We start from the raw sequence: 23,634 nt of genomic DNA on the forward strand, positions 1-23,634 counted from the left end.
TCGGCCGCTGCCTGCCCGAGCAAAGGGACAGGTGAGGCATGCGTGGGCACCGCGCGACGCTGCTGCGGTCGCTGGGCCTCGTCGCCCTGGCGGCCCTGCTGCTCCTCACGGTCTGGGCCAGCCTGATGACCGGCTCCGGCCGCGTCGCGGCCGCCGACCTGCTGCCCGCGCTCCTCCACCCCGACCGGACGGACAAGGCCCAGCTGATCCTGCTGGAGGTCCGGATCCCCCGCACGGCCGCCGGGCTCCTCGCCGGAGCGGCCCTCGGCCTGGCCGGCACGGTCATGCAGGGCATCGCCCGCAACCCGCTCGCGGACCCGGGCATCCTCGGCGTCAACGCGGGCGCTTCCGCGGCCGTCGTCTTCGCCCTCAGCGTGCTGGGCATGACGGACCCCGCCCACTACATCTGGTTCGGGTTCCTCGGCGCCCTCGTCGCCTCCCTCCTCGTCTTCACCATCGGCTCCCTGGGCCGCGACGGCGCCACCCCCGTCAAGCTGACCCTGGCCGGCGCCGCGACCGGCGCGGCCCTGCTGTCGCTCACCACCTCGATGCTGCTCACCGACTCCAAGTCCTTCGACCAGTACCGGTTCTGGCAGGTCGGCTCGCTGACGGGACGCGACCCCGCGGTCCTTTGGCAGGCACTCCCGTTCATCGCCGCCGGCGCCCTCGTCGCGCTGCTGCTCGGACCGCGGCTGAACGCCCTCGCCCTCGGCGACGACATCGCCCGGGCCCTCGGCCAGCGCGTCGGCCCGACGCGCGCCCTCTGCGCGGTGGTCGTGGTCCTGCTCTGCGGCGCCGCCACCGTCGTCGCCGGCCCCATCGCCTTCCTCGGCCTCGTCGTCCCGCACGCCGTGCGCCTGTGCACCGGCCCGGACCACCGCTGGATCCTCCCGTACAGCGCTCTCGCGGCTCCCGTGCTCCTGCTGGCCGCGGACATCGCCGGCCGCCTGATCGCCCGGCCCGGCGAGGTCCAGGCCGGCATCCTGACGGCCGCCATCGGCGCCGTCCCCTTCGTCCTGCTGGTCCGCCGGCGGAAGACGGCCGGACTGTGAATGCCTCCCAGCACCTTGCCGAGGACACCCCCGCGCCCCGTGACCCCACCGGGTCCCGTGCCGGGGCCGCCGCCACGCTGCGTACGATCCGCCGCAAGCGGCGCGCCCGCGGCCGTACGGTCACGCTCGCACTGACGGCCGCGATCGTCACCGTGTTCTGCGCGGCCCTGTGCACCGGCGACCTCGCGGTACCGCTGGGCGAGGTCATCGGCGCCCTCACCGGTACGGCCGGCCCCGGGGCCCATTTCATCGTGGTCGAGCTGCGCCTGCCGCGGGTCCTGGTCGGTCTGCTCGTGGGCGCCGCGTTCGGCCTGTCCGGCGCCCTCTTCCAGGCACTGCTGCGCAACCCCCTCGCCAGTCCCGACGTCATCGGGATCAGCCAGGGCGCGAGCGCCGCGGCCGTCCTGGCCTCCCTCGGGTTCGCGCTCAGCGGCATCGCGCTGTCGGCGGCGGCGCTGGCCGGAGCCCTGCTCAGCGCCGCCCTCATCCACGCGCTCGCCCGCCGCGGGCACGTCTCCGGCGCCCGCTTCGTCCTCGTCGGAGTCGGCATCGGCGCCGCCCTGTCGAGCATCACCTCCTACCTGCTGACCAGCACCCAGGTGACCGCGGCCCAGAACGCCCTCCTCTGGCTCACGGGCAGCCTCAACGGGAGCACCCTGGCCCAGCTGTGGCCGCTCCTCGGGGCCCTGCTGGTGCTGCTGCCGCTCACCGCGGTGGCCGCCCGGGACCTGGAGACCCTGCGGCTGGGCGAGGACACCGCCGCCGGGCTCGGCACCCCCGTGGCACGCTCGCGCCTGGCCCTGCTCGGCTGCGCCGTGGCCCTCGCGGGCGTCGCCACGGCCGCCGCGGGACCCGTGGCCTTCGTCGCCTTCGTCTGCGCGCCGATCGCCCGCCGGCTCGCCCCGGCCTCCGGGGCCGCCCTGGTGCCGGCCGCGCTCACCGGAGCGCTGCTGGTGACCGTCGCCGACTTCGCCGCGCAACACCTGCTCTGGTCGAGCCAGTTCCCCGTCGGAGTCGTCACCAGCCTCATCGGAGCCCCGTACCTGCTGTGGCTGCTGGCCCGCGCCAACAGGACGGGCCGCCTCGGATGACCCGTACCGCCCACACACCGCCGCCCGCCCCCTCGGCGACCCCTCAGGAGAAGGACACCGACATGCCCTGCGCCGGACCCACCCTGGGAACGCGTGACATCCGGCTCGGCTACGACGGCCGCGAGATCGTCCACGGCCTCACCCTCGACATCCCCCCGGGCCGGATCACGATGATCGTCGGCCCCAACGCCTGCGGGAAGTCCACCCTGCTGCGCTCCATGGCCCGGCTGCTCCCGCCGCTGTCCGGGAGCGTCCTGCTCGACGGCCGGGACATCCACACCCTGGCCACGCGCGAGGTCGCCGCGCGTCTCGGCATCCTGCCGCAGACCCCCGTCGCCCCCGACGGGATCACCGTGGCCGACCTCGTGGGCCGCGGCCGCTACCCGCACCAGGGCTGGTTCCGCCGCTGGACCTCCGAGGACGACACGGCCGTCGCCGACGCCCTCCTGGCCACCGACGTGCTCGAACTCGCCGACCGCTCCGTCGACGAGCTCTCCGGCGGCCAGCGCCAGCGCGTCTGGATCGCGATGGCCCTCGCCCAGCGCACCGAGATCCTGCTGCTCGACGAGCCCACCACCTACCTCGACGTGAGCCACCAGCTCGACGTCCTCGACCTCCTCGTCGACCTCAACCAGGACCACGGCACCACCATCGCCGTCGTCCTCCACGACCTGAACCTCGCCTGCCGCTACGCCGACCACCTCGTCGCGCTGCGCGACGGCCGGGTCATCGCCGAGGGCCCGCCCGCCGCCGTGGTCACGGAGGAACTGGTCACCCGTGCCTTCGGCATGCGCTGCACGCTCGTCCCCGACCCGGTCTCCGGAACCCCCCTGATCGTCCCCATCGGCCGTCACCGCACCGACCGGTCGAGCCCCTGAGCCGCCCGGCACGGCCCGTCGCCCATCGCCCATCGCCCGAAGACCCTCCCCGAAACCCGAACGAGGTTGCATCCCGCATGACCCGCACCGCCGCGCCCCGGATCCGCCGCCGTACGAAGACCGCGACCGCCCTCGCCGCCGCGATGGCCCTGGCCGCCACCCTCGGCGCGTGTTCCGCCGACACCAAGGACGACAAGGCCACCACCCCGGCGGCCGGCGGCGGGTTCCCCGCCAAGGTCGCCACCAAGTTCGGTGAGATCACCGTCGACAAGAAGCCGCAGCGCGTCGTCGCCCTCGGCTGGGGCGACGCCGAGACCGCGCTGGCCCTGGGCGTGCAGCCGGTCGGCGCCAGCGACTGGCTCGCCTTCGGCGGCGACGGCACCGGCCCCTGGGCCAAGGGCCTCTACACCAAGAGCCCCGAGAAGATCGGCACCATGGAGCCCGAGTACGAGAAGATCGCGGCCCTCCAGCCCGACCTGATCCTCGACACCAAGTCGAGCGGCGACCAGAAGCGGTACGACACCCTCAGCAAGATCGCCCCGACCATCGGCGTCCCGAAGGGCGGAGAGCAGTACCTGACCAACTGGGAGACCCAGACCGGGATGGTCGCGGACGCCCTGGGCCTGCACGACAAGGGCAAGGAACTCGTCGAGGCCGTCCAGGGGAAGTTCAAGGCGGCCGTGGCGCAGCACCCCGAGTTCCAGGGCCGGACCGTCACCGCGGGCTCCCTCACCAGCGTCGGCTACGGCGCCTACGTCCACGGCAGCGGCCGCGTCGACTTCCTGGAGCGCCTCGGCTTCAAGAACAACCCGAAGGTCGACGCCAGGGCGGGCGGCTCGTTCTTCACCGAGATCTCCCGCGAGGACCTGGACCTGCTCGACGCCGACCTCATGATCATGGTGCCGATCGGCGTGCCCGCCGCCAAGGCCAAGGACGACGCCCTGTTCAAGGCGATCCCCGTCGTCAAGGCCGGGCACGACCTCGTCTTCGAACCGGAGTCGACGCTCAGCTCGGCCTTCGCGACCGACTCCGTCCTCTCGGTCTCCTACGCCCTGGACCAGGTGGTTCCCGAGTTTGCCAAGGCCCTGAAGTAGGGGAACCGGACGCTGCCCCGGGGGGCTACCTCCGCACCCGGACCGTCACCGCGTGCCATCCGGTGGCCCCGTCGGGAAGGGTCCCGGCGCGTTTCCCCGTCTGTACGGCGCCGGCGCCGTCCGTCGCCCGGACCTCCAGGGTGTGCTCGCCCGGAGCCGCCTCCCAGGGCCATACCCACTGGCGCCAGGTGTCGTTCCCGTCGGCCGTCCCCAGCCGCGCCTCGTGCCACGACCCCCCGTCCACCCGTACCTCGACGCGCGCGATGCCCCGGTGCAGCGCCCACGCCACCCCGGCGACGGCCACCCGGCCCGCCGGGACCTCGGCGCCGGAGCGCGGGGTGTCGATGCGCGACTGGGTCTTGACCGGTGCCTGCTGGGCCCAGGAGCGGCGCACCCAGTACGCGTCGTACGCGGCGAAGGTGGTGAGCCGCAGGTCGCGCAGCCACTTGCACGCGGAGACGTACCCGTACAGGCCCGGCACGATCATCCGTACGGGGAAACCGTGCGGGAAGGGCAGCGGTTCGCCGTTCATGCCCACGGCCAGCAGCGCCTCCCGGCCGTCCATCACGGCTTCTACGGGGATGCCGAGGGTCATCCCGTCCACCGAGCGCGCCACGAGCTGGTCGGCGCGCCCGCCCTGCGAGGGCGGTCTGACCCCCGCCTCGCGGAGCAGATCGGCGAGGCGCACGCCCAGCCAGCGGGCCGTGCCCGCGTACGGGCCGCCCACCTCGTTCGAGACGCAGGTGAGGGTGGCGTCGTGCTCGATCAGGGGCCGGGCGAGCAGCTCCCGCAGACCGAGGGTGAGGGGCCTGGGGACCCCCTCCCCGTGCACGGTCAGCCGCCAGGTGCTCGCGTCCACGCGCGGGACGACCAGAGCGGTGTCCACCCGGTAGAACTCCCGGTTCGGGGTGATGAAGCGGGTGGCCCCGGCGATCCGCAGATCCGATCCGGCCGGGACCGGCGGGGCCGCCACGGCGGGGGGCGGAAGGACGAGCCCGGCCCGCGAGGCCGTGGCTCCCGCGTCGCCGAAGGCGCCGAGCCGCCGCCCGGCGTACCCGGCTCCGGCCGACAGGGCCAGGACGGCGACGGCGAGCCGGCCGAAGCCACGTCGGTCCAGGGCGCCGGGCCGACCGGCTCCCGAGGGCCGCGGACGGGGCCGCGGGATGGCTCTGACCAGCACGTACAGCACTCCGGCGGCCGCGGCTCCGGCCACCAGCGAGGGCAGTGCGTCCTGCCAGGCGGCCTCCGGCCGGGTCAGCGCGGCCGCCGCGCCGAGCACGCCGAAGGCGGCCGCGAGCGCCGTGCCCGCGGCCGGGCGGCGTACGGCGATCAGCCCGGCCGCGATCGCCACGGCGGCCAGCACGGCGCCGGTGCCCAGGGTCAGCACCAGCTTGTCCCCGGTACCGAAGCTGCGGACCGCCCACTCCTTGACGGCGGCCGGGGTGGCGTCGACCACGGCCGCGCCGACGGCGGTGAGCGGGGCCGCCTCCGGCCGGACGGCCGCCGCGACCAGCTGGGCCAGGGCCAGCCCGGCGAAGGCGGCGAGCAGCCCGCCGAGGGCGCCGAGCGCGTACCGGGCGGGTCCGACCGGGTCGTCCGGCGCCGCTTTCACACGGATCATGCGCAGTCACCGCCCGCGCCCCCCGGTGGGATGGATCCCCCCACGTACCAGGGTGCCTCCGCAGCGGGAGTCCGCGCCCCGGGACGGGCGCGCGGCCGCGCCTCAGGCGAGCAGGTGCCCGGCCCGCTCCGCGGCCCGCCGCGCCATGGCGGCGAGGCGGCCCTCCGGATCGGCCGGGCCCGCCTGGCCGGCCGGGCCCGCCGTCCGGTGGACGGCGGTCTGCCGGCGCTTGCGCAGTTCGACGATCCCGTCGGTGAGGAGCGCCGGGCGCTCCGGCGTGGCGGAGGCGCGGTACGGGTCGGTCTCGGACATGGCGGGCGTCCTTCCGGCGATGGCGGCGTCGGAAGGGGCGGTCTCCGGACGATGGCTCCGGTGACCGCCCCTGATCCGTTTCCGGCAGTGTCCTTCAGTGAACCCGGTGCCCCGCTGGAGCGCCGGACGGTCGGCCCGGTTGTCCCCCGTGAGGGTGGGGATCCTCCCCCCGGAGGGTGAGCTCCGCATCACCGCAGGATCCCCACCACCCTTATGGTGTACGTCAGTTGACGTCGGGAAGGGTGGCGGCGACGCCGGCCGCCAGGACGTACGGGTCACCGGTCGGCCGGACCGGGTGGCGGGTGGTGAGCCTGGCCCAGTCGTCCTCGAAGGCGTGCCAGTCGATCGCCCTCGGCGCGGCGCGCCGCACCAGGGCCTCCTCCAGCGAGTCGAAGTAGGAGGACCAGCGCCGCGCGTACAACTCGCTGATCAGGCCGCTCCATTCACGGTTCGCGTAATCGTGCAGGAAGCCGCCCTCGCTGGTGCTCTGCCGCCCCCACACGCTGAGGATCGAGCGGGCGTCGTACTCGTACCGGTCGCGCTCGGCCTCGTCCGCGCCGTGCGAGCGGGCCGCCGACAGCCAGGAGCCGAGCAGGAAGTTCGGATCGGAGCCGACGAGCGCGTCCAACTGCTTTTCCCCGTTGGCCCATTCGGCCGTCAGCTCGCGGAGCAGGGCCAGGTCCTGGGCCTCGTAGGCCGCCTTGATCCGGGGCAGCAGCACCCGCGAGTGGTTGGCGAGCGCCTGCCGGGCGGTGTCCACCAGGTCGAAGCGGTAGGCGCTGGAGCCGCGGAGCCGGGGGGCCACCTTGAGCAGGTGGTCCAGGGCCCGGCGCACCGAACCCGCCGGATAGCGCATCGCCTTGGGGCTCCAGTAGGCCGATCCCACGGCCGTCAGGCTCGGCCGGGCGGTGAACAGGCTGTCCTGGGACTCCGACCACAGCCCCGAGGAGGTGCTGTACGGGCCCTTGCGCAGCTCCTCCCAGGCCGCGGCGGCCTGGGCGTCCGGGGCCCCGTACCGGCGGGCCGCGAAGTCCGCGAACCACTTCTGCTGGTCGACGGGGCCGGGCTCCCACGCCAGGTCGGTGAAGAGGTCGAAGGCCGCCGGATTGGTCCCGGTGGCCTCGGGCAGGTAGGCGATGCCCTTCAGCGCGCTGTCCGGCTTCGCGCGCCAGGACTCGAACCGGTCGATCCACACCGAGGTGTTGGCGCCGATCGTCGTGTGCCCGCCGAAGTTGTAGATCGAGCCGATGGCGTACGGGGTCCCGCCCCAACGGGTCTCGCGGTCCAGCCGGTTGTACCGGTCGGAGAGCCCGTCGAGGATCAGCAGCTTCGAGGTGTCCACCCCGGCCAGGAGCTCCTTGGTCGGATCGTCCTGCCAGCCCAGCACCGCCCACAGCGCTCCCGGATGCGCCGCCCACAGGGCCTGCTGCACCGCTCCGGCGGCCGCCTTCACGTTCACCGAGCCCGTCTGGCCGCCCTCGTGGAGCGGGCTCATCCGGTACATCGTGCTGTCCCCGAACAGGGCGCGCTGCTCGGCGTAGTACGCGGCGGCCAGCTTGGCGAAGGGCGGCGACATCGGGTCCAGCCAGTCGGGCCGGTCGAAGCCCGCCCAGTCGCCCTGCGGGACCGTGATCGCACCCGGGTTGCGGCCGGCGAAGGCCGGCGGCACCGTCCCGAAGTAGCCCGGCAGGACCGGGGTCATGCCGAGCCCGCGCAGCTGTTCGGCGATCTTCCCGCCCAACTCGGCCCGTCCGCGCATCAGTTCCTCGGACACCGGACCGCCGAAGCCGCTCAGGTTCTGCAGCAGCCACCAGCTCTGGTGACCGGGACCCGGAATCCACTCCCGCAGCTCCTCGGCGCTGTAGCCGAACCGCTGGAGGGCCTTGTAGTACGGGTACTCGGCGCCGACCTGGACGAACACCTCGTTGATGCCGTGCAGGGCGAGCAGGTCGATCTGCCGCTGGTGTTCCTCGAAGGTGCGGTACGGGCCGCTGTACCCGTCGTCCGTGTCGTTCAGCGCGTACCGGTGCGCCACCTTCGCGCTGCGGGTGACCGGCGAGGGCACCGCCGGCAATACGGCGGGCAGCAGGCCGATGCTGTCCCCGGGCCAGCCGATGTCGGCTCCGGCGACGTGCTGGAGGTACCAGCCGACCCCGGTGAGCAGGGTGGCGCCGGTGGAACCCCGGACGGTGATCGCGCCCGCGCTGCCCGACACGGTGAAGGTGTCGGATCCCGTCGGGGACTGCGCCCCGGCGTCGGACACCAGCGTGAACTGCTGCGCGTGGCGCGGGAGCAGCCGCTGCAGGGAGGCCCGGGCGGGGGCGGTGTCGAAGACCCGCGGCCGGGGTGCGGGCGGGGTCCCGGCGCGGTCGGCGGGGGAATGGGCGGGGGAGTGGACGCGGGCTCCGGCCGCGGGAGCCGTGGCCCCCGCGGCGCGAGCCGTCGCGCCGGGGGCCGCCCCGGCCACGGTCAGGGTGAGCAGGGCCGCGGGCAGCGCGGCCAGGGTGATCCGGCGGCGCACCCGCCGGGCGGCCCGGCCGCTTCGTGGGAGGGGAACCGGCATGCGCGTCGTCCTTGTTTCCGTCGGCTCCGTCGGCTCCGGCGCTGCGGCCGGATCGCTCGGCTCGGTGGGTGGGTGCTTCCTCGTCTGGTGCCTCGTCGGCTTCCCCATGGGGCGGGCCGTCAGACCGGCAGGGCCCACGCCTGGTCGACCTGGTGGTCGCCGCAGGGCGTCAGCCGCAGCCGCTCGGCGGGGGTGCCCGGCTCGGCCGGGGCCGCCGCGGGCGCGGGCGCCGTCAGGCAGAGTCCGCTCGCGTCGTCGACCAGGGCGCCGTCGCGCCGGTGGGTCCAGCTCTGACCCGGCTCGCGGCGCCGCTGTCCGGCCGCGCAGTCGGCCAGCTCCACGAGGCCCTCCTCGCCCGCCGACAGGCAGGCGCCGGCCAGGCTCAGGCTGCCGCCCCGGCCCAGGGTCCAGCGCTGGTCGGGTGCGCCCGTACAGGCGGCCATCACAACGGCGCCGACGCCGGTGGTGTTCGCCCCGTCGGCGCAGGCGGCGTTCGTGCCGGAGCCCCGGCCGGCGATCTGTCCGGTGGGCCTGGCCTCGGCGCAGCCGGTGCGCGGGGTGAGCCGCCAGACGCCGGTGTCGTGGGCGGCCAGCGTGCCGGTCAGGGTGTCGGACAGCTCGCGGGTCTCACCGTTCCACAGGTTCTTCGCCTCGACGGTGCAGGAGTCCAGGCCCAGCTCGTCCAGCGGTACGCGGATGTCGCGGGTCGCGCCGGACCGGTTGAGCACGGCGACCGCACGGTCCCCGTTCGCCAGCGGCCGCACCAGGATGTCGAAAGTGGCGTTCGAGGAGACCACCGCGCCCTGGCGGCCCATCGGGTCCTGGTCCAGCGCGATCAGATCGGTGTTGCCGAGGGCGGCGAGCCCCTCCGCGGAGAGTTCGGAGACCTGCGAGGACAGGATGAACGGCGCGGCCATCATGGCCCACAGGCCGACCTGGCTGCGGCTCTCCGCCGCGGTGAGCCCGGGGGCGCCGGCGATCAGGAAGTCGGGGTCGTTCCAGTTGCCGGGGCCGGCGTACCGGCCGAGCCAGCGGTTGTAGCCGTAGTTGCCCAGGACCGAGCTCCAGCGCGAGGTGTCCGGGGCGGTCGGCTTGTAGACCTTGATGTCCTTGCCCTCGCGCCACAGCTGGCCCGTCTCGCCGACCCAGTCGATCACCTTGTGCCAGTCGGAGCCGCCCCACTCGCCCTGCTGGAAGTAGGCGGGCGCCGAGGCGGACAGCGCCATGTCGCGGCCGCTGCCGCGCAGCGCCCTGGCCACGGAGTTGTACGCGTCCCGGTAGGCCTGTTCCTTGGTCCTGCCCTCCGGCACCCAGAGGTTGCAGCCGTCCATCTTGACGTAGTCCACCTTCCAGGAGGCGAACTGCCGTGCGTCGCGGGCGTAGTGGTCGGGGCCGCCGCCCTCGGGGGAGCCGCTGCCGGGGTAGCGCTCGCAGGTGAGGGAGCCGGCGTCCTGGTAGATGCCGAACTTCAGCTTCCTGGCGTGCAGGTACGCGCCGAGCCAGGCCATCCCGTGCGGGAACTTCTGCGTGTCGACCACCAGACTGCCGTTCGCGTCGCGGCTCTTGGTCATCCAGCAGTCGTCGATGGTGACGGTGTCGTAGCCCTTGGCTGCCAGGCCGGTGGCCACGAGCGCGTCCGCGTTCGCCACGACCTTGGCCTCGTCGATGTCGCACATGTAGTGCGCCCAGTTGTTCCAGCCCATGGGCGGGGTGAGCGCGAGCGGGGTGTCCGACGTCGCGTGGGGCTCGGCCGTCGCCGGGGCGGGGCAGAGCGCGAGGGCGAGCAGGGCGGCCGCGGTCAGACAGGGGAGCGACGCACGCAGGCGAGGCGGCACGGAGTCTCCTTGACGTGGGGGCTGTCGAGGGCTCAGTGCAGCGGTGTGACTACCCGCTGTCAACATAAGTCGGGGGTTATCGATCAATGACCAGCAATATGGGTGTAGTCGAGCGCACGCGAAAGGAGGTGATACGGCGTACGGTACGTCGTTCGTTACAGTGACTGTGACGCTGGCTGATACGCTGTATCCCATGCCGAGGACATCAGCCGCACTGGACCGTGCCACACCCGCCGCGATCGCCGCCGCCGCCCTGCGGCTCCTCGACGAGCAGGGGCCCGCCGCGCTGAGCTTCCGCGCGCTCGCCGAGCGGCTCGACGTCTCGCACGCCACCGTCCAGCGCCGCTGCACCGACCTCGCCGGCCTGCTCGACCTCTGCACCGAGCACCTCGCCGCCCAACTGCCCCTGATTCCGGCCGGGGTGGGCTGGGCCGAAGCCACCGAGCGGCGGTTCAGCTCCCTCTACCGGCTCCTCGCGGACCACCCCGGGCTGATGATCCTGCGCGGCGGCCGCCCCTGGCTCGGCCGGCAACTGCTGGCCCGGCTCGTGGAGCCGGCGCTCGCCGACAGCGTGGCCGCCGGGATGACCCCCGCCGAAGCGATGACCGCGTACCGGCGGATGTACCTGCTGACCCTGGGCAGCGCGGCCTTCGTCGACCACCGGGACCCGGCCGCCGCCACCGCCGCCTCGCGCGGGGCGCTGGCCGCCCTGGATCCCGCCGAGTTCCCCGTGCTCTCCGGCGGGCTGGCCGACGTACTGCCCGCGCTGACCGACCACGAGGTGTACTACGGCGCCCTGCGCCAGCTGATCGAGGCGAACCGGCCCGCGGGAGCCTGAGGATCGCGCACGTTCCGAGAGTTTTCCGAACGACAGGAGTACGGGTCATGGAACAGCAGCTCGACGCGGTGTCACTGGACGCGATGTCTTTCGACGCGGTGTCTTTCGACTACGAAGCCGTGCGCGCCGCCGCCGGCCGGATCGCCGGGGCCGTGCGGCCCGTCACCGTGATTCCGGCGGGCGGAGGGCTCTCGTACGCCCTGGAGTACCTCCAGCACACCGGCTCCTTCAAGGCGCGCGGCGCCCGCAACTTCCTCGCCGCCCACCGCGCCGCCGGCGCCCTCCCCGCCGCCGGGGTCACCATCGCCTCCGGCGGCAACGCCGGGCTCGCCTGCGCCTGGGCGGCCCGCGCCGAGGGCGTTCCCGCCACCGTGTTCCTGCCGGCCACGGCCCCGCGGGTCAAGGTGGAGCGGCTGCGCGGCTACGGGGCCGACGTACGGCTCGTCGGCGACCGGTACGACCAAGCGCTGGCGGCCTGCCGGGAGTTCGCCGCCGGGAGCGGGGCGCTGAGCAGCCACGCCTACGACCACCCCCTGATCGCCGCGGGCGCCGGAACCCTGCTCGACGAGATCCGCACGGCCCTGCCCGGCCTGGACACGGTCGTCGTCGCGGTCGGCGGAGGCGGGCTGTTCGCGGGCATCGCGACCGCCGCGCGGGAACACGGCGTACGGGTCATCGCGGCCGAGCCGGAGAACTGCCGGGCCCTGAACGCCGCCCTCGAAGCGGGCCGGCCCGTGGACGTCCCGGTGGACTCGGTGGCCTCCGACTCCCTCGGAGCCACCCGGGTTTCCGCGGACGCGCTGGCTGCGGTCCAGGAGGCGAACGCCACGTCCGTCCTCGTCCCGGACGCGGCGATCACCGCCGCCCGGCGCGCGCTCTGGGACGAGCACCGCATCGTCGTCGAAGCGGGCGCGGCCACCGCCCTGGCGGCCGTACGCACCGCGCCCGGGCCGCTCGGCGAGCGGGTCGCCGTGGTGCTCTGCGGGGCCAACACCGACCCGTCGGACCTGGGCGCGGCGCCGGCCTGAGCCGCCGGGCCGGGGTCGCCGGGCCGGGGTTGCCGGGCCGGGGTCGCCCGGCCCCTCAGGCGGAGCCGTCCTCGCGGACCACGACGACCGTGCTGTCCGCGTACTGGACCACCTGCTGGCTCACCGAGCCCAGCAGCGCGCCCTTGATGCCGCCGTAGCCGCGGGTACCGACGACCGTCAGCTCCGCCTCCTTCGAGGCGTCCACCAGCACCCGCGCGGGCGAGCCCTGCTCCACCCGGCGGAAGACCGGCACGCCCGGCGAGGTGCCGACCGCCTCCGCCACGGTGTCGGCGAGCTTCTGCCGGGCCGCGTCCTCGGCGTGCACCAGCTCGGTCTGTTCGGCCGGGCTGACGCCGAAGGGGTTGGTGTTCCACTCCCAGCTCATCACGGCGTGCACCCGGCCGCCGATGGCCTTCGCCTGGGCGACGCCCCAGCGCAGGGCCTGCTTCGAGTGGTTGGAACCGTCCACGCCGACGACGATCAGGGGCTCGGTGTTCTGGCTCACGGTGGTTCCTCACGTTTCATCCGAATGATCGTTCTTCTCCCTGTATACACGCCGCACCCCGTCCTCCCTCGAACGACGATCGTTGCGCGGACCCGAGACTTTGGAGGACAGCAGCGGCCGCGCCGTGCTTGCGAGAGTCGGGGGCACGGACGGAAGCCGTCCGGCGGATGAGCGAGGAGTTCGACGTGGCGCAACGCAAGGGATGTCTGATCGGCTGCGCGGTGGCCGGGGTGCTGGGGATCGGGCTGCTCGTGGCGCTGCTGTTCGGAGTCGGCAAGGTCATGGACGTGGCCGAGAAGACCCTCGTCGACCACACGGTGTACGAGGCCGTGAGCGTGGGCGATTCCGAGACCGAGGTCCGCGCCAAGCTGCCTTCCGGCGAAAGCTTCGTCACCTCTGCCCTCAAGGAGGGCGGCCCGGCCGTACCGGCCGGCAGCCAGTGCTCCTGGTACCTCTCGGACTCCGGGAACGGCGATACGGTCCTGCGCTTCTGCTACAAGGACGGCAAGCTCGCGGAGAAGGCCGACTACCGCGTGAAGTAGGGCCTTCGGTCCCTGCCCGCGGGGCCCGCCCCGCCGGAGGGTGGAGGCATGCAGACCAACTCGGCAGGTACCGCCCCCGCCCGCCCCGTCCTCGCCGCCGTGGACGGCTCGGAACACGGTCTGAGGACCCTGGACTGGGCCCTCGACACCGCCCGCATGCGCGGGGCGGCGCTCCACGTGGTGCACGTACGGCCCGACGCCCCGCGGATCCACGCCCACGGCGAGGCCCTCGTACCGCCGCCCGGCGGGGACGGCGATCCGGTCCTGAACGCGGTACGGGAGCGCCTGGCCGGCCGGGACGACCTGCCGCCCGTCACCTGCGTCTCCCGCGACGGAGCCCCCTCCGCCACGCTGGTCGAGCTGGCGGCGGGCGCGCAGCTCCTGGTCATGGGCTCGCGCGGCCTCGGGGGCTTCGCCAGCCTGCTGCTCGGCTCCAACAGCCGGGTGTGCGCGGCCCAGTCGCCGTGCCCCGTCGTGGTCGTCCCGCACGCCGCGCGGCTCGTCACGGAGGAGGCCGAGGGGCAGGCCCCGGGCAGGGAACCGGGCACGGGACCGGGCACGGGACCGGGCACGGAAGCCGGTGCGGCACCCGATGCGGCACCGGGCCGGGCGCCGGGCGGCGAGCGGCGGATCGTGCTGGGCCTGGCACCCGACGAGACCTCCGAGGACGTCGTCGACTTCGCCTTCGCGGAGGCCCGCCGCCGGGGCGCGGTGCTCCAGGTCGTCTCCACGCACCTGGTCCCGCTGACCTCGCTCACCCTGGTCGGCGCCCTCGTCGCCGAGCGCGGCGGCGGCTACCCGCCGGGCACGGCCGGCGGCGAGGCCACCGAAGCGGCCCGGGAACTCGCCGAGAACCAGCGCGCGCGGCTCCAGCCGTACCTGACCCGGCGCTACCCCGACGTCACCGTCGAAGCGGTCGTCGCCCCCGGCGACCCGGCGGGCCGCCTGGTCACCGCCTCCCAGCGCGCCGACCTCATCGTCGTGGGCCGCCACCGGCGCCGCCTGCGGGCCGACTCCCTGCTCATGGGCTCGGTCTCCAACGCGGTACTGCTGCACGCCCTGTGCCCGGTGGCGGTGGTTCCCGTACGCGGGTAGGGCTTGCGGGGCCCCGGCCGGGAGCCGGACTACGCGGCCTTGCCCGGTGCCGGGCGCGGTAGTTCGGCGCGGCGTACCGCGCCGGAGGCCAGGGCGATGGCCACGCCCAGGCAGGCGACGGCGCCGCAGCCGACGAACACCGGGGCGGAGCCCCAGACGCCGATGGCGGCGCCGACGAGCGGGTAACTGAGGGGCGCGAGCCCGACCATGGTGAGCATGGCGACGGAGGTGACCCGGCCCAGGTACGCGGGGTCGGCCGCGGTCTGGATCAGCGCGTTGTTCAGGCTGCCGAAGACGCCCGCGCCCAGTCCGACGAACACCGCGAGCACCACGGCGATCCACAGGGCCGGCACCAGCGCCATGGCGGCCGCGCCCGCGCAGCCCACGAGCAGGGTTCCGGAGAGCACCAGGCCGGCGCGGGGCACCCGGCCGAGGAGGGCGAGCACCGCCGCACTGGCGGCCGCCCCCGCGCCGAAGCCGCTGACGATCCAGCCGTAGCCGGAAGCGCCCCAGCCCCGTTCCGCGTTGAGCAGCACCAGGCCGACATTGAGCGTCCCGGTGAGGCCGAGCTCGCAGACGGCGCCGGCGGCGACGAGCGGGCCGATGAGGCGGTGCCGGCGGATGTAGCGCAGGCCGTCGAGGAGGTCCTTCCACGCGGTGCCCGGTTCCGGCCGGGTCCCTCCGGGCGTTGCGGCCGGCGTTCCGGCCGACCGTATGCGCACCGTCAGCAGGAGCGGGAGGGACAGCGCGAAGAGGAGGCCCGCGACGGTGAAGGCGGCCGCGGGGCCTCCGAGTCCCATGGCCAGGCCCCCGAGGGGAGGGCTCGCGATCTGACCGAGGCGCATCGACAGGGAACGCATGCCGGTGACGCGGGTGAGCTGGTCGGCGCTGGTGATCCGCGGCGGGAGCGCTCCGATCGCGGGGACGAACACGGCGTCGACGGCGCCGAAGACGAGCGCCACGGCGACCAGGAGCCACAGGGCCGGAGAGGTCAGAGCGACGGCGGCGGCCACCGAGAGGAGCAGGACGCAGCGCAGCGCGTCGCTGCCGAGCAGCACGCGGCGGGGGTCGAACCGGTCGGCCACCACGCCCCCGCCCAGCATCAGCAGGGCCCGGGGCAGCGCTCCGGCGGCCATGATGAGCCCGACCTGGGCGGGACCGGCGGACTTCTGCGCGGACCAGGCCAGGGCGATGAAGTACACGTTGTCGCCGACGAGGGAAACGGTGTACGCGGCGAGCCAGCGCAGCACGTTGCCGTCACGGTGGGCGGGTACGGCGGCGCGTTCGGAGAGGGCTGTCTCTGTGGTGGCCATGGCGGGCTCCAGCGGCTCGGGGACGCGGGTCGGGGTCGGCTCGGGGTGCGGTTCGTGACGCGGTTCGTGACGCGGCGCGGGCTCCGTCAGAGCCGGAACGGGAACCCGTAGAGGTGCACGGACACGTGCTCGCGTTCCTCGGTGTCGCCGGCCGCCAGGGCGGCCTTGCCGCGCTCCCGCCAGCGCCGGGTCAGGGCGTCGAACTCAGCGCTCATCTCGGCGAGTTCGGCGGGCGTCAGGTCGAGCATCCATTCGGAGGTGAAGGCGGCATCGGTCCACTTCGGACCCCAGGAGGCCGTCTCGTCCAGGTACGCGCGGTACTGCGCGGTGCGGTTGTCGAGGATGCCGCGGGTCACCGCGTCGACGGCGGCGGCTCCCTCGGGGGTCCGCGCGAAGTCGGAGTCGCGGTAACCCCAGCCCTCGTCGGACGCCGCCTGCCACCACCGCTCGCGGCCGTCGGTGCCCCGGTCGCTCGCCTCGGTCACGAAGCCGTGCTCGGCCAGCTTGCGCAGGTGGTAACTGACCAGCGACGGGGCCTGGTCGACCTGTTCTGCCAGCTGGGACGCGGTGGCCGTGCCGGCGGCGTAGAGCAGCCGGTAGAGCTGCATGCGCAGGGGGTGGGTGAAGGCCTTCAGGCGGGACAGGTCGGTGATCCGCTCGGGCTCGTGCTCGGGTCGCATGACGGCACCGTAGATCCGAAGCAGAATTTGCGCAATAAATCTTTCACATCTCGCCGGCGGCGGGGTTCACCGTCCTCTTCGTGCGCCGCCTGCCGGCGCCGCATGCCGGGATCATTCCGCGAGGAACGCCGAGACGGCCGCCGTGAACTCCTCGGGCGCCGCCGCGTGGATCAGGTGGCCGTAGGGGAGGGTGATCAGGCGGGCGTCCGGGATGCGGCGGACCACCTCGTCGAAGGAGGCGGCCGCCAGATGGCTGGCGGGGCCGCCGTACACGACCAGGGTGGGGGACGTGATCCGCGCCAGCCCCGCGAGCCAGGCCGGGTCCGGGCGGTCGAGCTGGGGGCGGACCGCGAGCACCATCGCCCAGTCGAAGGCGAGTTCGCCCTCGGGGCGTTCCGGGGCCACGGGCTCGCGGGGGAGCGGGGCGGGCGCGTCCTCCAGGACGATCCGGCCGAACCGGTGCGGCTGCGCGGCCGCCGCCAGGTAGGCGACGACGCCCCCCATCGAATGCCCGACGAGGTCCACCCGGTCCAGTCCGAGGGCGTCCAGGAAGGCCAGTACGTCGTCCCGCATGAGCGGCAGCGAGTACGCGGCGGACCACTCGCTGGCTCCGTGGCCGCGCAGGTCCAGCGCGAACACCCGCCGCTCCCGCGCGAGTTCGTCCCGTACGAGGGCCCAGTCCGCGGCGGTAGCGCCCAGCGCGGGGAGAAGGAGCACCGGCGGTCCGGCCGGCGGGCCGGCGACCTCGTAGGCGAGGCGCACTCCGCCCTTCACCGTCACGGTGTGCTGCTCGGCCGGCCGGGTGGTGCGGGGCTCGCGCGTCATCCGCCCGAGGGTACCGGGCCGTGCGGCGCCCGGGCCGCGGAGACGTCCGGCGTGCTGCCGCGCAGCCACTCGACCCGGCTCGGGTTCCCGTGGTCCCGGTCTCCTCCCGGTCCTCGATGCCGGTCCGCGGCGCCCACGGCGTCCGCCACCTTGTGGCCGATCCGGCCGATACCGGACTCGGTGATGCCGCAGCCGGCGAGCATCAGTGCCGTCACGGCGGCGACCAGGGCGGCGCGGAGTGCGGGAGCGGCGCGGAGTGTGAGGGCGCCGCGGAGTGCGAGGGCGGCGCGGAGCGCGGGGGCGCCGCGGAGTGCGGGCGCGGGGAATGCGGGCATCCCCCCATCCTTGGCGATCGCCCGGGCCGTGAACTGCGCCACAGGTCCCGCCGGTGAGGGCCCTCGGTCCCCGGAATCCGCGGATCCCCCGGCCGCGCCGCTCCGCACCCGGTTGTGCACCTAGTTGCATAATAAGCGCCCGCTCAGCTAGAACAGGTTCATCACCCCCGCGCGAGGAGGCGCCCCTCATGAGTCCCCAGAGCCGGTACCCGCACCTGCTGAGCCCCCTGGACCTCGGTTTCACCACCCTGCCGAACCGCGTGATCATGGGCTCCATGCACACCGGCCTCGAAGAGCACGAGCGGGGCTTCGAGCGTCTCGCCGCCTTCTACGCCGAGCGCGCCCGCGGCGGCGCGGGTCTGATCGTCACCGGCGGCATAGCCCCGAACGACGCCGGCCGGCCCTTCGAGGGAGGCGCCCGCCTCACCACCGAGGAGGAGGCCGCCGAGCACCGGGTGGTCACCGACGCGGTGCACGCCGAGGGCGGGAAGATCGCGATGCAGATCCTCCACTTCGGCCGGTACGCCTACCACAAGGACCTGGTCGCCCCCAGCGCCCTCCAGGCCCCCATCAGCCCCTTCGTCCCGAACGCGCTCACCGACGCCGAAGTCGAGCGCACCATCGAGGACTTCGTCCGCGCCGCCCGCCTCGCCAAGCTGGCCGGCTACGACGGCGTCGAGATCATGGGCTCCGAGGGCTACCTGGTCAACGAGTTCATCGCCGCCGCCACCAACAAGCGCACCGACCGCTGGGGCGGCGCCTACGAGAACCGCGTCCGCTTCCCGCTGGAGATCGTCCGGCGCACCCGCGCGGCCGTCGGCGAGGAGTTCATCCTCGTCTACCGCCTCTCGATGCTCGACCTCGTCCCCGGCGGCTCCACCCTCGACGAGGTCGTCCACCTCACCAAGGAGATCGAGGCGGCCGGCGCGACCATCATCAACACCGGCATCGGCTGGCACGAGGCCCGCATCCCCACCATCGCCACCTCCGTCCCGCGCGGCGCCTACACCTGGGTCACCAAGCGGCTGATGGGCGCGGTCTCCGTCCCCCTCGTCACCAGCAACCGCATCAACACCCCGGAGATCGCCGAGGAGTTGCTCGCGGACGGCCGTGCCGACCTGGTCTCCCTGGCCCGCCCCTTCCTCGCCGACGCCGACTTCGTCGCCAAGGCCGCCGCCGGCCGCTCCGAGACCATCAACACCTGCATCGGCTGCAACCAGGCCTGCCTGGACCACACCTTCAGTGGCAAGCTCACCACCTGCCTGGTCAACCCGCGCGCCTGCAACGAGACGGAACTCGTCCTGTCTCCCACTCAGTTGAAGAAGCGCGTCGCCGTCGTCGGCGCCGGCCCGGCCGGCCTGGCCTGCGCCGTCTCCGCGGCCGGGCGCGGCCACGCCGTCACCCTCTACGAGGCCTCCGGCCACATCGGCGGGCAGCTCGACATCGCCCGCCGCATCCCCGGCAAGGAGGAGTTCGAGGAGACCATCCGCTACTACGGCACCCAACTCGCCGAGCACGCGGTCGAGGTCAAGCTGAACACCCGCGCCGACGTCGAGACCCTGCGCGGCTACGACGAGGTCGTCGTCGCCACCGGCGTCACCCCCCGCACCCCCGACATCGAGGGAGTCGACGGACCCAACGTCGTCAGCTACCTCGACGTCCTGCGCGACGGCGCCCCCGTCGGGCAGCGCGTCGCGGTCCTGGGCGCCGGCGGCATCGGCTTCGACGTCGCCGAGTTCCTCACCGACAGCGGCGAAGGCGCCTCCCAGGACCCCGAGGTCTACTTCCGCCACTGGGGCGTGGACACCGCCTACACCGGCCCCGGCGGCCTCACCGCCCCCGAGCGCCCCGCCCCGCCGCGCCAGGTCCACCTGCTGCAGCGCAAGGCCACCAAGGTCGGCGCCGGGCTCGGCACCACCACCGGGTGGATCCACCGGGCGGAGCTCAAGCACCGAGGCGTCGTCTCCGTCGCGGGGGCCGCGTACGACCGGATCGACAGCGAGGGCCTGCACATCACGGTGGAGGGCGAGCAGCGCCTCGTACCCGCCGACACGGTGGTCCTGTGCACCGGCCAGGAACCGCGCCGCGACCTGTACGAGGCCCTGCGCGCGGCCGGCATCGAGGCGCACCTGATCGGCGGCGCCGACGTGGCCGCCGAACTGGACGCCAAGCGGGCCATCCGGCAGGGCACCGAACTGGCCGCCGCCCTCTGAGGACCGGTCGGCGCACAGGGAGTTGTGGCGGCCCGGGCCGGGCCGCCACAATCACCCGGTGACGACGCTGACACCGGCAGACGCGGACCGGATCCTCCACGACAACTTCGCCCCCTGGGTGCTCGCCCTCGGACTCACCGTCGAGGAGACCGGCGAGCGGCACGCCGTCCTGCGGCTGCCCTGGTCCGACACCCTCGCCCGGGACGGCGGGGGCCTCAGCGGGCAGGCCCTGATGGCCGCCGCGGACACCGCCACCGTGATCGCGATCTCCGCCGCGCGCGGGGCCTACGGTCCGATGACCACCGTCCAGCAGTCCACCACCTTCCAGCGGCCGGTGACCGGCGCCGATGTGCTGATCGACGTACGGATCACCAAACTCGGCAAGCGGATGGCCTTCGCCGACGTCACCCTGACACCCGAGGGCGCCGAGGAGCCGGCCGCGAAGGCCTCCACCGTCTACGCCCTGCTGGGATGACGGTGCGAGGTGTCCGCTCCATGACCTTGCGCGAGCAGGTCACCCCGGACCCGGCGGCGACCCCGGCCGCGGGCGCCTCCGCCTCCTGATCGCCCGCGCGGGCCTCTGACCCCGCCGCGCTCCCCGACCGTGCCGCCGCCCGGGGGCCGTGCCCGGGCGCTCAGCTCTGCTGCTCGCCCGCGACGAGGAGTTCGCCCACTTCCTCCGCGAGCGCGGCCCGGGCGGCCGCGGGCAGAGCGGCGTCGGTGACGAACCAGTCGGCCTGATGGAGCGCCGCGAAGCCGCTGAGCCCCACCACCCCCCACTTGGTGTGGTCCGCCACGACGGCGACCCGGCGCGCCGAGGCGACCAGGGCGCGGTTCGTCTGGGCCTCCATGAGGTTGGGGGTGGTCAGGCCGGCGCCCTGCGCCACCCCGTGCGCGCCGAGGAAGAGCAGGTCCACGTGGAGGGAGCCGATCGCCAGGTCGGCGAGCGGCCCGACCAGGGCCGCCGAGGGAGTGGGCGAGCCGCCGGTCAGCAGCAGGGCGGGGGCGCCGGCGCCGCGCTCCCGGCCTTGGGCCCACACCAGTTCCGCCACGGGCAGGGAGTTGGTGACGATGGTGAGCCGCGGGACCCCGAGGAGCCGGGCGGCGACCGCGTGCGCGGTGGTGCCCCCCGAGACGGCGACCACGCTGCCCGGTTCCACCAGGGTCGCGGCCGTGTCCGCGATGGCGGCCTTGGCATCGCCCTCCAGATCCGACTTGGCCTCGAACCCGGGCTCGTGCGCGCTCGCCCCGGCCGGGGCGACGGCTCCGCCGTGCACCTTCTCCACGAGACCCTGCCGGGCGAGGGCGTCCAGGTCCCGCCGGACGGTCATGTCCGAGACACCGAGCTGCCCCACCAGGTCCGCCACCCGCACCGCGCCCTCGCGCCGGACCGCGTCCAGCATCAGGGCGCGTCGCTGATGGGCCAGTTGGGCAGCCTGCTCGGCCACGGGTCGCTCCCGGGAATCGGCGAAACCGGTCAGAAGGCAGCAAGATAACACGGCCATGTTGTTGAAATCTGGGGGAAACCATGCCATGCACTGGTGGAAAATGTTCGGGACTGTTTATTCTCGGTAGGTGAAGAAGACCCTCGCGAAACTCGCGGACGGCCGCGAACTGATCTACTTCGACACCGGCGAAGGCGCCGTCCGCGACGCCCCCGACCCGCGCCCACTGGATCCCGTGGACAGCAGGCCGGAACTCCGGCGGGACGAGGCCACCGGCGACTGGATCACCATCGCCTCCCACCGCCAGAACCGGACCTACCACCCGCCCGCCGGAGAATGCCCGCTCTGCCCCTCCCGGGACGGCCGGCTCAGCGAGATCCCCGCCGCCGACTACGAGGTCGCCGTCTTCGAGAACCGGTTCCCCTCCCTCGCGGGCGAGGCCGGACGCTGCGAAGTCGTCTGCTTCACCCCCGATCACGAAGCCGGCTTCGCCGACCTCACCCCGGCCGCAGCCCGGCTCGTCCTGGACGCCTGGACCGACCGCACCGCGGAACTCTCCGCCCTCCCCGGCGTCGAGCAGGTGTACTGCTTCGAGAACCGGGGAGCCGAGATCGGGGTGACCCTCGCCCACCCGCACGGCCAGATCTACGCCTTCCCCTTCGTCACGCCGCGCACCGCCAAGATGACGGCCGCCGCGCGGACGCACCGCGCCGCCACCGGCCGCAACCTCTTCGAGGACCTCCTCGCCCGGGCCCGCGCCGCCCCCGAGAGGGTGGTGACGGCCGGGGAGCACTGGACCGCCTTCGTGCCCTACGCCGCCCGCTGGCCGTACGAGGTCCACCTGTACCCCCACCTCCGGGTACCGGACCTGACGTGCCTCACCGAAGCCGAGCGGGCCGAGTTCCCCGGGATCTACCTCGACCTGCTCCGCCGCTTCGACCGGCTGTTCCCCGTACCGCAGGCGGAGGCGGGGCGGCCGCGGAGGGCGGCCGCCCCCACCCCGTACATCTCCGCATGGCACCAGGCACCCCGCACCGATGGCGGGGAACTCGCCCTGCACCTGGAGCTGTTCACCATCCGCAGGACTCCGGACAAGCTCAAGTTCCTCGCCGGGACGGAGTCCGGGACGGAAGCCTTCATCAACGACGTGGCCCCCGAGACGGCCGCGCGACGACTGCGGGAGGCCCTGGCGTGAACCGGACCGAACAGGCCGCCGGCACCTTCGAGAAGCTCTTCGGCGGTTCCCCCGACGGGGTCTGGGCGGCGCCCGGGCGGGTCAACCTGATCGGTGAACACACCGACTACAACGACGGCTTCGCCCTCCCCATCGCCCTCCCGCAGACCACCCTGGTCGCCGCCCGCGCCCGTACGGACGGCCGGCTGCTGCTGCACAGCGCGCAGGGCGACGGCCGGATCACCGAACTGGCCGTGGCGGACCTGGCCCCCGGGGCGGTGACGGGCTGGGCCGCGTACCCGGCCGGAGTGGTCTGGGCCCTCGCCGAGGCGGGACACCCGGTCGGCGGCGCGGAGCTCCACTTCGACTCCACGGTGCCCACCGGCGCGGGCCTGTCCTCCTCCGCCGCACTGGAGTGCGCGGTCGCGGTCGCCTGCGACGAGCTGTACGGTCTGCGGCTGCCCGGACCGGCACTGGCCCGGATCGCCCAGCGGGCGGAGAACGCCTTCGCCGGAGTCCCCTGCGGGATCATGGACCAGATGGCCTCCGTGTGCTGCGCCACCGGGGCCGCCCTCCACCTCGACGCCCGCACCCCGGAGCTCCACCGGCAGGTGCCCCTCGACCTCCCGGGGCAGGGACTCGGACTGCTCGTGATCGACACCCGGGTCTCCCACGACCTGGGCGACGGGGCGTACGCGGCCCTGCGCGCGGGCTGTGAGCGGGCGGCCGGGCTGCTCGGCCTGCGCGCCCTGCGGGACCTGCCCGCCCGGGACCTCGTCGGGGCCCTGGAGGAGCTCCCGGGGGAACTCGTACCGCTGGTCCGTCACGTGGTGACCGAGAACGGCCGGGTCGCCGAGGCCGTCGCCCGGCTCCGGGAGGGCGACGCGGCCGCCCTCGGAACGATCCTGACGGCCGGTCACGCGTCGCTGCGCGACGACTACCGGGTCTCCTGCCCGGAGACCGACCTCGCGGTGACGGCCGCGCTGGGCGCCGGGGCGCTGGGCGCCCGGATGACGGGAGGCGGTTTCGGCGGCTCCGTCATCGCGCTGGTGGAGGCGGGGCGCGAGAGCGCCGTGGGCGACCGCGTCTCGGCGTCCTTCGGCGCGGCCGGCCACCGTTTCCCGCGGCTCCTCACGGTCACCCCGGCGGCGGGTGCGCGGCGGCTGTGACGGGGACCGCCGAGCTCCGGGCCGGC

The 23,634-nt window shown here is 74.3% G+C and carries 22 protein-coding genes; 12 read left to right on the top strand and 10 right to left on the bottom strand.

The features are described from left to right. The first annotated feature begins 38 nt into the window (after nucleotides 1-38). From ACWCP2_RS04510 to ACWCP2_RS04525, 4 genes are all read left to right on the top strand, one after another. Nucleotides 39-1,052, top strand: a complete 1,014-nt coding sequence (locus tag ACWCP2_RS04510) for a FecCD family ABC transporter permease (protein ID WP_450907089.1) — start codon at nucleotides 39-41, stop codon at nucleotides 1,050-1,052. 86 nt (nucleotides 1,053-1,138) lie between these two features. Further along, nucleotides 1,139-2,143: a FecCD family ABC transporter permease gene (locus ACWCP2_RS04515; RefSeq protein ID WP_450907156.1), complete on the top strand. Its 1,005-nt coding sequence runs from the start codon at nucleotides 1,139-1,141 to the stop codon at nucleotides 2,141-2,143. Between the two features lie 62 nt (nucleotides 2,144-2,205). Next, nucleotides 2,206-3,021, top strand: a complete 816-nt coding sequence (locus tag ACWCP2_RS04520) for an ABC transporter ATP-binding protein (RefSeq protein ID WP_450907157.1) — start codon at nucleotides 2,206-2,208, stop codon at nucleotides 3,019-3,021. A gap of 77 nt (nucleotides 3,022-3,098) precedes the next feature. Then, on the top strand, nucleotides 3,099-4,115 hold the full coding sequence (locus tag ACWCP2_RS04525) for an iron-siderophore ABC transporter substrate-binding protein (RefSeq protein ID WP_450907090.1): 1,017 nt from the start codon (nucleotides 3,099-3,101) through the stop codon (nucleotides 4,113-4,115). Nucleotides 4,116-4,140: 25 nt separating this feature from the next. Here ACWCP2_RS04525 and ACWCP2_RS04530 read toward each other — a convergent pair whose 3' ends face one another. The 4 genes from ACWCP2_RS04530 to ACWCP2_RS04545 form a co-directional block, all read right to left on the bottom strand. Beyond that, nucleotides 4,141-5,736 (bottom strand): molybdopterin-dependent oxidoreductase, encoded by a 1,596-nt coding sequence (locus ACWCP2_RS04530; protein ID WP_450907091.1) that lies wholly within the window; start codon nucleotides 5,734-5,736, stop codon nucleotides 4,141-4,143. 102 nt (nucleotides 5,737-5,838) lie between these two features. Next, nucleotides 5,839-6,048: a hypothetical protein gene (locus tag ACWCP2_RS04535; RefSeq protein ID WP_450907092.1), complete on the bottom strand. Its 210-nt coding sequence runs from the start codon at nucleotides 6,046-6,048 to the stop codon at nucleotides 5,839-5,841. Between the two features lie 223 nt (nucleotides 6,049-6,271). Further along, nucleotides 6,272-8,611, bottom strand: coding sequence for an alpha-N-acetylglucosaminidase (locus tag ACWCP2_RS04540; RefSeq protein WP_450907093.1), 2,340 nt, complete (start codon nucleotides 8,609-8,611; stop codon nucleotides 6,272-6,274). A gap of 119 nt (nucleotides 8,612-8,730) precedes the next feature. Further along, a complete protein-coding gene (locus ACWCP2_RS04545) occupies nucleotides 8,731-10,446 on the bottom strand; it encodes a ricin-type beta-trefoil lectin domain protein (RefSeq protein WP_450907094.1) in 1,716 nt (571 codons plus the stop codon). 193 nt (nucleotides 10,447-10,639) lie between these two features. On the opposite strand from ACWCP2_RS04545, the gene ACWCP2_RS04550 reads away from it, so the two are divergent. After that, nucleotides 10,640-11,284, top strand: a complete 645-nt coding sequence (locus tag ACWCP2_RS04550) for a TetR family transcriptional regulator (protein ID WP_450907095.1) — start codon at nucleotides 10,640-10,642, stop codon at nucleotides 11,282-11,284. Nucleotides 11,285-11,367: 83 nt separating this feature from the next. Next, a complete protein-coding gene (locus ACWCP2_RS04555; RefSeq protein WP_450907158.1) occupies nucleotides 11,368-12,312 on the top strand; it encodes a serine/threonine dehydratase in 945 nt (314 codons plus the stop codon). Between the two features lie 55 nt (nucleotides 12,313-12,367). Here ACWCP2_RS04555 and ACWCP2_RS04560 read toward each other — a convergent pair whose 3' ends face one another. Beyond that, a complete protein-coding gene (locus ACWCP2_RS04560; protein ID WP_450907096.1) occupies nucleotides 12,368-12,817 on the bottom strand; it encodes a universal stress protein in 450 nt (149 codons plus the stop codon). 185 nt (nucleotides 12,818-13,002) lie between these two features. Here ACWCP2_RS04560 and ACWCP2_RS04565 point away from each other — a divergent pair, with 185 nt between their 5' ends. Next, nucleotides 13,003-13,359: a hypothetical protein gene (locus ACWCP2_RS04565; RefSeq protein WP_450907097.1), complete on the top strand. Its 357-nt coding sequence runs from the start codon at nucleotides 13,003-13,005 to the stop codon at nucleotides 13,357-13,359. 48 nt (nucleotides 13,360-13,407) lie between these two features. Beyond that, nucleotides 13,408-14,454, top strand: coding sequence for a universal stress protein (locus tag ACWCP2_RS04570; RefSeq protein ID WP_450907098.1), 1,047 nt, complete (start codon nucleotides 13,408-13,410; stop codon nucleotides 14,452-14,454). A gap of 29 nt (nucleotides 14,455-14,483) precedes the next feature. On the opposite strand, the gene ACWCP2_RS04575 is transcribed toward ACWCP2_RS04570, so the two are convergent. The 4 genes from ACWCP2_RS04575 to ACWCP2_RS04590 form a co-directional block, all read right to left on the bottom strand. Continuing rightward, nucleotides 14,484-15,767, bottom strand: a complete 1,284-nt coding sequence (locus ACWCP2_RS04575; RefSeq protein WP_450907099.1) for an MFS transporter — start codon at nucleotides 15,765-15,767, stop codon at nucleotides 14,484-14,486. Nucleotides 15,768-15,853: 86 nt separating this feature from the next. Beyond that, nucleotides 15,854-16,447, bottom strand: coding sequence for an ArsR/SmtB family transcription factor (locus ACWCP2_RS04580; protein ID WP_450907100.1), 594 nt, complete (start codon nucleotides 16,445-16,447; stop codon nucleotides 15,854-15,856). A gap of 111 nt (nucleotides 16,448-16,558) precedes the next feature. Continuing rightward, a complete protein-coding gene (locus tag ACWCP2_RS04585) occupies nucleotides 16,559-17,272 on the bottom strand; it encodes an alpha/beta fold hydrolase (RefSeq protein WP_450907101.1) in 714 nt (237 codons plus the stop codon). After that, nucleotides 17,269-17,607 (bottom strand): hypothetical protein, encoded by a 339-nt coding sequence (locus ACWCP2_RS04590; protein WP_450907102.1) that lies wholly within the window; start codon nucleotides 17,605-17,607, stop codon nucleotides 17,269-17,271. The genes ACWCP2_RS04585 and ACWCP2_RS04590 overlap by 4 nt, the downstream gene beginning before the upstream one ends. A 188-nt stretch (nucleotides 17,608-17,795) precedes the next feature. On the opposite strand from ACWCP2_RS04590, the gene ACWCP2_RS04595 reads away from it, so the two are divergent. Together ACWCP2_RS04595 and ACWCP2_RS04600 are read left to right on the top strand one after the other, a co-directional pair. Then, nucleotides 17,796-19,820: an oxidoreductase gene (locus ACWCP2_RS04595; RefSeq protein ID WP_450907103.1), complete on the top strand. Its 2,025-nt coding sequence runs from the start codon at nucleotides 17,796-17,798 to the stop codon at nucleotides 19,818-19,820. A 58-nt stretch (nucleotides 19,821-19,878) separates the two neighbouring features. Next, on the top strand, nucleotides 19,879-20,295 hold the full coding sequence (locus tag ACWCP2_RS04600) for a PaaI family thioesterase (protein ID WP_450907104.1): 417 nt from the start codon (nucleotides 19,879-19,881) through the stop codon (nucleotides 20,293-20,295). Between the two features lie 160 nt (nucleotides 20,296-20,455). On the opposite strand, the gene ACWCP2_RS04605 is transcribed toward ACWCP2_RS04600, so the two are convergent. Beyond that, the gene (locus ACWCP2_RS04605) at nucleotides 20,456-21,268 is read right to left on the bottom strand and encodes a DeoR/GlpR family DNA-binding transcription regulator (RefSeq protein WP_450907105.1); all 813 of its coding nucleotides are present in this window, start codon (nucleotides 21,266-21,268) and stop codon (nucleotides 20,456-20,458) included. 127 nt (nucleotides 21,269-21,395) lie between these two features. On the opposite strand from ACWCP2_RS04605, the gene galT reads away from it, so the two are divergent. Both galT and galK read left to right on the top strand, forming a co-directional pair. Beyond that, nucleotides 21,396-22,460, top strand: coding sequence for a galactose-1-phosphate uridylyltransferase (galT, locus tag ACWCP2_RS04610; RefSeq protein WP_450907106.1), 1,065 nt, complete (start codon nucleotides 21,396-21,398; stop codon nucleotides 22,458-22,460). After that, nucleotides 22,457-23,608, top strand: a complete 1,152-nt coding sequence (galK, locus tag ACWCP2_RS04615) for a galactokinase (protein ID WP_450907107.1) — start codon at nucleotides 22,457-22,459, stop codon at nucleotides 23,606-23,608. The genes galT and galK overlap by 4 nt, the downstream gene beginning before the upstream one ends. Nucleotides 23,609-23,634 lie beyond the last annotated feature (26 nt).

This window comes from Streptomyces sp. NPDC002104 (genome assembly GCF_053593795.1).